The following is a 6875-nucleotide window of genomic DNA, read 5'->3' on the forward strand; positions in this document are numbered from 1 at the left end:
GGATCGCCTCCAGGGTGCCGGCCAGGTCGGCCGACAGCGGAAGCGGCGGCGCGTCGCTCGGCGCCGCGGGCCGGGCCGATCCTGCCTCCGCGGGCCGGGCCGGTTCCGCCTCCGCGGACCGCGGGGGTTCGTCCGTCTCCGCGGCCGCGGGCTGCGGGTCGTCGGGCTGCGACACCACCGAGCTGCCCGGCTCGGCGTGCTCGACGGGCTCGTCGGGCGGGGTGTCGGGCCGGTTGTCCCGCTGCCACGGCGGGGTCCATCCCGCGACCTCGGCGGCCAGCGTGCCGCCGGAGTCGCCGTGCGGTGTCTCGTCGGGAACCGCTTGGCTCACGCGTCCTCCTCCTTGGGCGCTTCGGTTTCGTCCGCGGCGGCGGGCGCACCCGTGTATTCGTCCACCTCGATGTCGGAGACATCCTCGGACGCGGTCCAGCGCACGGTCAACTCCCCCAGCGCTTGCACCTGGTCGAATCCCACCATGCCCTCGCGGTACAGCTCGAGCAGCGCCAGGAACCGCGCCACGACCTCCAGTGTGGATTCGCAGTCGCTGGTGAGCGACCGGAACGTGGCGTTGCCGACGCGGCGCAGCCGCCGCTGCAAGATGATCGCATGCTCGCGAACGCTGACGCGCACCATGTGCACGTGGTCGATGCCGACGGTGGGCGGCGGCTTGGATCTCAGGGCCGCGGCGGCCATCGCGGCCAGCTCGCCCGGACCCAGGGTGAGGACCAGCTCCGGCAGCGCGTCGGCGTAGCGGGGCTCGAGCCCGGCGGTGCGCGGGAAGCGCAGCGCCGCGGCGGCGGCCAGGCCGTCGATGTGGCTGGCGGCCTCCTTGAACGCCTTGTACTGCAACAGCCGCGCGAACAACAGGTCGCGCGCCTCCAGCAGCGCCAGGTCCTCCTCGTCCTCCACGTCGGCCGACGGCAGCAGCCGCGCGGCCTTCAGATCCAGCAGGGTGGCGGCGATCAGCAGGAATTCGCTGGCCTCGTTGAGATCCCAGTCGTCCCCCAGCGCCTTGGTGTAGGCGATGAAGTCGTCGGTGACCTGGTGCAGCGCCACCTCGGTGACGTCCAGCTTGTGCTTGCCGATCAGTTGCAGCAGCAGGTCGAAGGGGCCGGTGAAGTTCTCCAGCCGCACCTGGAACCCGCCCCGGGATTCGGTGGCGTCGGTGCCTTCCTCCAGCGTGGCCACCGGGGCATCGTCGGGACGGTCAAGATTCACGCCCGACAGCCTAACGGCTGCCACGGCATGATCAGCGGCGGTTGTCCTCCGCGGAGATGACTTCTCGGGCGAGTTGCCGGTAGGCCCGCGCGCCGGACGAGGCGGGTGCCCACGTGGTGATGGGTTCGCCGGCCACAGTGGTCTCCGGGAAGCGGACGGTCCGGGTGATGACCGTCTGGTAGACCCGGTCGCCGAACGCCTCGACGACGCGCTGCAGCACCTGGCGGGAGTGGGTGGTGCGCGAGTCGTACATGGTGGCCAGGATGCCGTCGAGCTCGAGGTCGAAGTTGAGCCGCTCCCGCACCTTGTCCACTGTGTCCAGAAGGAGGGCGACGCCGCGGAGGCTGAAGAATTCACACTCCAGGGGGACGAGCACGCCGTGGGCGGCGGTGAGCGCGTTGACCGTCAACAGGCCCAGGGAGGGCTGGCAGTCGATGATGATGAAGTCGTACTCGCTCATCACCGGGCGCAGCAGGCGGGACAGGGTCTGCTCGCGCGCCACCTCGTTGACCAGCTGGATCTCCGCGGCCGACAGGTCGATGTTGGCGGGCAGGACGTGCAGGCCGGCCACGTTGGTCTTGACGATGACGTCCTCAATGGAGACGTCGCTTTGCATCAGGAGGTTGTAGACGGTGAGGTCGAGGGTGTGCGGGTTGACGCCGAAGCCCACCGACAGCGCGCCCTGCGGGTCGAAGTCGACCAGCAGCACCTTGCGGCCGTATTCGGCCAGCGCCGCGCCGAGGTTGATGGTGGTGGTGGTCTTGCCGACGCCGCCCTTCTGGTTGGCCATGGCGACCACCCGGGCCGGGCCGTGCCGCTCCAGCGGCTGGGGCTGCGGAATCTCCCTGTGGCCGGTGTAGTTCTCGGGGTCCGAGCCGCCGACCTCGGTGTCCGAATCGGACGGTGGTGCCGCCGTTGTACGCAGTGCCGCCCACTTGTCCTCTGAGTCAGGACTGTTCATGTCCGCCCTCCGATGGTGTGTCCGGCTTCAGTCACGCAGGCGGGACCGCCCGCGTGTGCGACTGTACGCCACTTCGCCGTGGCATGCGAGCCGACCGTACCAGGCCATTGAGGATGCATTGTCGAGTCTTACCTTGCTCGTGGATGGGACGTCGCGTAGACCTCTCGTAGTTTATCGACCGTCACAAGTGTGTAAATCTGCGTGGTGCTGGCCGCGGCGTGTCCCAGGAGTTCTTGCACCACACGGACATCGGCGCCACCGTCCAAAAGGTGGGTGGCGAAGGAATGGCGCAGCGTGTGAGGTCCCATGGCGCCGGTGAGGCCGGCGCACTCGGCGAGTCGCTTGAGGATGAAGAAGACGCCCTGGCGGGTCAGGGGTCTGCCCCGGGAATTGACGAAAAGCTTGGGGTGGGCGGGTTTGAGGCCGGGACGGGCCCGGGCCAGGTAGTCGCCGATAGCGCGGCGTGCGTAGCCGCCCAAGGGAACCACGCGATTCTTGCCGCCCTTGCCGCGCAGGATCACCGACGCGGCGTCGAGGTCCACGTCGTCGACGTCGGCGCCGGTGGCCTCGCTGACCCGCGCCCCGGTGCCGTACAGGAACTCCACCAATGCCTTGTCGCGCAGGCCGGACGGGCCGTCGTCCACCGCGGCGGCCTCCAGCAGCCGGCTCACCTCGTCGACGCCGATGGCCTTGGGCAGCCGCAGACCCGGGCGGGGCGCGGGGACCTCGTCGGTGGGGTCGGCGCGGCAGTGCCCCTCGGCGGCGGCGAAGCGGTGCAGGCCGCGCAGGGCCGAGTGGGCGCGGGCCACCGACCGCGCCGCCAGCGGCGGGTGCTCGTCGTCCCCGGACGACAGCGCCGCGACGTATTCCCCCACAGTGGATGGTCCGACGCGGTCGAGCGCGTCGATCCCCCGTTCGGCCAGCCACCGGCGGTACCTGTCCAGGTCCCGCCGGTAGGCCGCCAGCGTGTGCACCGAATGTCCACGCTCGACCGTCAGGTGGTCCAGGAAGGCCGTGACGATCGAGGCGGTGGATTCGGTCAGTGGAGGATCTCCTCGAGTTTCTGCACGTCCAGGCCGTGCGCGTCGGCGACGGGGCCGTAGGTGACGTGCCCGGCGTGGGTGTTGAGGCCCAGCGCCAGCGCCCGGTCGGCGCGCAGCGCGTCGCGCCAGCCGTTGTTGGCCAGCTCCATGACGTACGGCATGGTGACGTTGGTCAGCGCGTGGGTCGAGGTGTGCGGCACCGCGCCGGGCATGTTGGCCACGCAGTAGAACACCGAGTCGTGCACCCGGAAGACCGGGTCGTCGTGCGTGGTGGCGTGGGAGTCCTCGAAGCAGCCGCCCTGGTCGATGGCGATGTCCACCAGGACGCTGCCGGGCTTCATGCGCGAGACCAGCTCGTTGCTGATCAGGGTCGGAGCCTTGGCGCCGGGCACCAGCACGGCCCCGATCACCAGGTCGGCCTCCAGCACCGCCTTTTCCACCTCGAAGGCGTTGGACGCCACGGTCTGCAGGCCGCCGGCGAAGGTGCGGTCGGCGGTGCGCAGCTTGTCGATGTTCTTGTCCAGCAGCACCACGTCGGCCTGCATGCCCAGCGCGATGGTCGCGGCGTTCATGCCGGACACACCGGCACCGATGACGACGGTGCGCGCGGCGTACACGCCCGACACGCCGCCCATCAGGACGCCGCGTCCGCCGCCGGAGCGCATCAGGTGGTAGGCGCCGACCTGGGGCGCCAGCCGACCGGCGACCTCGCTCATCGGGGCCAGCAGCGGCAGCGCGCCGTCGAGGGACTCGACGGTCTCGTAGGCGATGCCGGTGACCTTGCGGTCCAGCAGCGCGTCGGTGCACTCCTTGGAGGCGGCGAGGTGCAGGTAGGTGAACAGCACCTGGCCGGAGCGCATCCGGTGGTACTCCGAGGGAATCGGCTCCTTGACCTTGAGGACGAGTTCGGACTCGCCCCACACGTCGTCGGCCTCGGGCACCATGCGGGCTCCGGCCGCGACGAAGTCGGAGTCCGGGATCGACGAGCCCTCCCCGGCCCCGGCCTCGATGGCGACCTCGTGGCCCGCGCGAGCCAGCTCGTGGACCCCGGCCGGGGTGATGGCCACCCGGTATTCGCGGTTTTTTACCTCGCGAGGTATGCCGACCTTCACGTGTGCGCCCACCTTTCCGATGACAGGTCTTCGCGGCGGTGTCTGACTCGCCGTGTGCAATCTACGCCAGCCGGTCACCTTTATGGACGCGGCAAGCCGAAACAGATTGCCACAACCATCGAATCCTTGTCAACAGGACGTATTCCCTTATTTTTTTCAGGCGTAACCGATCCTTCACCCCTGGAATCACAGGGAGGATTGGCTCGGCGCCGGAGCGTCGACGGCACGCCGTGCCAACGCCAACAGCCCGATCACGGTCATGCCGTTGTGAATCTTTCCGGCCATCACCGCCGCGACCGCCTCGTCGAGATCCCACCAGCGCAGCGTCAGGTCGGCCTCCTCGTCGGTGCGGGTGTGGCGCTCGGCCTCGGGCACCGGCGTCAGCGCGGAGGCGGCGAACAGCTCGATGCGTTCGCTGTTGCAACCCGGCGACGGATACACGCTCATCAGGTGCTCCATCCGCCCGGCGCGCATGTCGATCTCCTCGGCGAGCTCCCGGGCGGCGGTCACCGCCGGCTCCTCGCCGTCGACATCGCGCAGCCCGGCCGGAAGCTCCCAGAGCCGTTGGCGCGCCGGGTGGCGGTACTGGTGGATCAGCGCGACCCGCCCGGCGTCGTCCACCGGCGCCACCACCACCGCCCCGGGATGCTCCAGGTAGACCCGCTCGGCGGTGCCGTCGCCGGGCATCACCACCTCGTCCTCCACGAACGAGAAGCGGTGACCGCGATAGATCGTGCGGTGCTCGCGGACGACGAAGTCGTGGGTCACGAAGCCACCGCCGTGTTGGCGCCGCCGGCGAAGTCCAGCTGGTCGGTCAGCGAGTAGGCCAGCGCGGCGCCCACGAACGCCGAGAAAAGCGGGTGTGGCCGGGTGGGTCGTGATTTCAGTTCCGGGTGTGCCTGGGTGGACACGAAGAACGGGTGCTGGGTGCGGTCCATCTCGAGGAACTCCACCAGCCGGCCGTCGGGCGACAGGCCCGTGGCCTTCAGACCCACCTCGGCCAGCGCGTCGCGGTAGGCGTTGTTCACCTCGTAGCGGTGGCGGTGGCGCTCGCTGACCGTCTCAGTACCGTACGCCTCGGCCACCAGCGAACCCGGCGACAGCCGAGCGGTGTAGGCGCCCAGCCGCATGGTGCCGCCCATGTCGCCCCTGCCGGCGACGATGTCGGTCTGGTCGGCCATCGTGGAGATCACCGGGTGCTCGGCGGCGGCGTCGAACTCTTGCGAGTTGGCGCCCGCCAGGCCCGCCCGGTCGCGCAGCGCCTCGATGGCCATGCAGTGCAGGCCCAGGCACAGACCGAAGATCGGCACCGAATGCTCACGGGCGTAACGGATCGCGTTGATCTTGCCCGCCACGCCGCGCTCGCCGAAGCCGCCGGGGACCACGACCCCGTCCACGCCGGACAGATTGGCGGCGGTGGAGTCGGCGTCGGCGCAGCTGGAGCTTTCCACCCAGCGGATGGTGGCGTGAGCGCGATGCGCGAAGGCCGCGGCCCGCACCGCCTCCACCACCGACAGGTACGCGTCGGGAAGCCCCACGTACTTGCCGACGACCGCGATGGTGACGTCCTGGCTGGGGTGGTGCACCCGCTCCAGCAGGTCGTCCCAGGCGGTCCAGTCCACGTCCTTGAACGGCAGGTCGAGGCGGCGTACCACGTAGGCGTCCAGGCCCTGACGGTGCAGCACCTTCGGAATGTCGTAGATGCTCGGCGAGTCGGCCGCCGAGATGACCGCGGCGGTGTCCACGTCGCAAAACAGCGCCAGCTTGGCCTTCAACGCGTCGGGAATCTCCCGGTCGCTGCGGCACACGATCACATCCGGCTGGATACCGATGTTGCGCAGCGCGGCCACCGAATGCTGGGTGGGCTTGGTCTTCAGCTCACCACTGGCCGCCAGATACGGCACAAGGGACACATGGATGTACAGGACGTTGTCGCGCCCGACGTCGTGGCGCAGTTGACGAATCGCCTCCAAAAACGGCAGCGACTCGATGTCACCCACGGTGCCGCCGACCTCGGTGATCACCACGTCGGGGATACGCCCGGCGGCGTCGTCGGTGTCGGGGGCGGCCATGGCACGGACCCGCGACTTGATCTCGTTGGTGATGTGGGGGATCACCTGCACCGTGTCGCCGAGATACTCGCCACGACGCTCCTTGGCGATCACGTCGGAGTAGATCTGGCCGGTGGTGATGCACGAGCGCCGCGACAGTCCCCTGTCGAGGAAACGCTCGTAGTTACCCACGTCCAGATCGGTTTCGGCGCCGTCATCGGTGACGAAGACCTCGCCGTGTTCGAACGGGTTCATGGTGCCGGGATCGACATTGAGATAAGGATCGATTTTCTGCATGACGACATGCAAGCCACGCGCGGTGAGAAGATTACCCAGGCTGGAGGCCGTCAAGCCCTTACCCAGCGCCGAAGTCACGCCACCGGTGACGAAAATATGTCTGGTAGTACGAGCCTGAGACGAAGCGGTTCTGGCCAATGCCAACTCCCGTGGTCGAAACCTAATGTGGCGGTTATCCACGGGATTCCACGGT

Annotated in this window: 6 protein-coding genes and 1 pseudogene; all 7 read right to left on the reverse strand. The window is 69.0% G+C overall.

Translation table 11 applies throughout. The features are described 5' to 3' along the window. Positions 1-331 (reverse strand): annotated as a pseudogene (locus VE172_RS07250) (hypothetical protein); the annotation flags it as partial. Continuing rightward, positions 328-1218, reverse strand: a complete 891-nt coding sequence (locus VE172_RS07255) for a segregation and condensation protein A (protein WP_324799215.1) — start codon at positions 1216-1218, stop codon at positions 328-330. The pseudogene VE172_RS07250 and the gene VE172_RS07255, both read right to left, overlap by 4 nt. 31 nt (positions 1219-1249) lie before the next feature. Next, positions 1250-2179, reverse strand: coding sequence for a ParA family protein (locus VE172_RS07260; protein ID WP_324799218.1), 930 nt, complete (start codon positions 2177-2179; stop codon positions 1250-1252). Between the two features lie 128 nt (positions 2180-2307). Further along, the gene (locus VE172_RS07265; protein ID WP_324799227.1) at positions 2308-3222 is read right to left on the reverse strand and encodes a site-specific tyrosine recombinase XerD; all 915 of its coding nucleotides are present in this window, start codon (positions 3220-3222) and stop codon (positions 2308-2310) included. Next, entirely contained in the window at positions 3219-4334 is a 1116-nt protein-coding gene (gene ald, locus VE172_RS07270) for an alanine dehydrogenase (RefSeq protein ID WP_324799221.1), read from the reverse strand. The genes VE172_RS07265 and ald overlap by 4 nt, the downstream gene beginning before the upstream one ends. A gap of 186 nt (positions 4335-4520) precedes the next feature. After that, positions 4521-5102, reverse strand: a complete 582-nt coding sequence (locus VE172_RS07275; RefSeq protein ID WP_324799223.1) for an NUDIX hydrolase — start codon at positions 5100-5102, stop codon at positions 4521-4523. Continuing rightward, the gene (locus VE172_RS07280; protein ID WP_349258287.1) at positions 5099-6820 is read right to left on the reverse strand and encodes a CTP synthase; all 1722 of its coding nucleotides are present in this window, start codon (positions 6818-6820) and stop codon (positions 5099-5101) included. The genes VE172_RS07275 and VE172_RS07280 overlap by 4 nt, the downstream gene beginning before the upstream one ends. Positions 6821-6875: the final 55 nt, after the last annotated feature.

Origin of the sequence: Stackebrandtia sp. (genome assembly GCF_035643755.1) — a bacterium.
Classification (GTDB): Bacteria; Actinomycetota; Actinomycetes; order Mycobacteriales; family Micromonosporaceae; genus Stackebrandtia.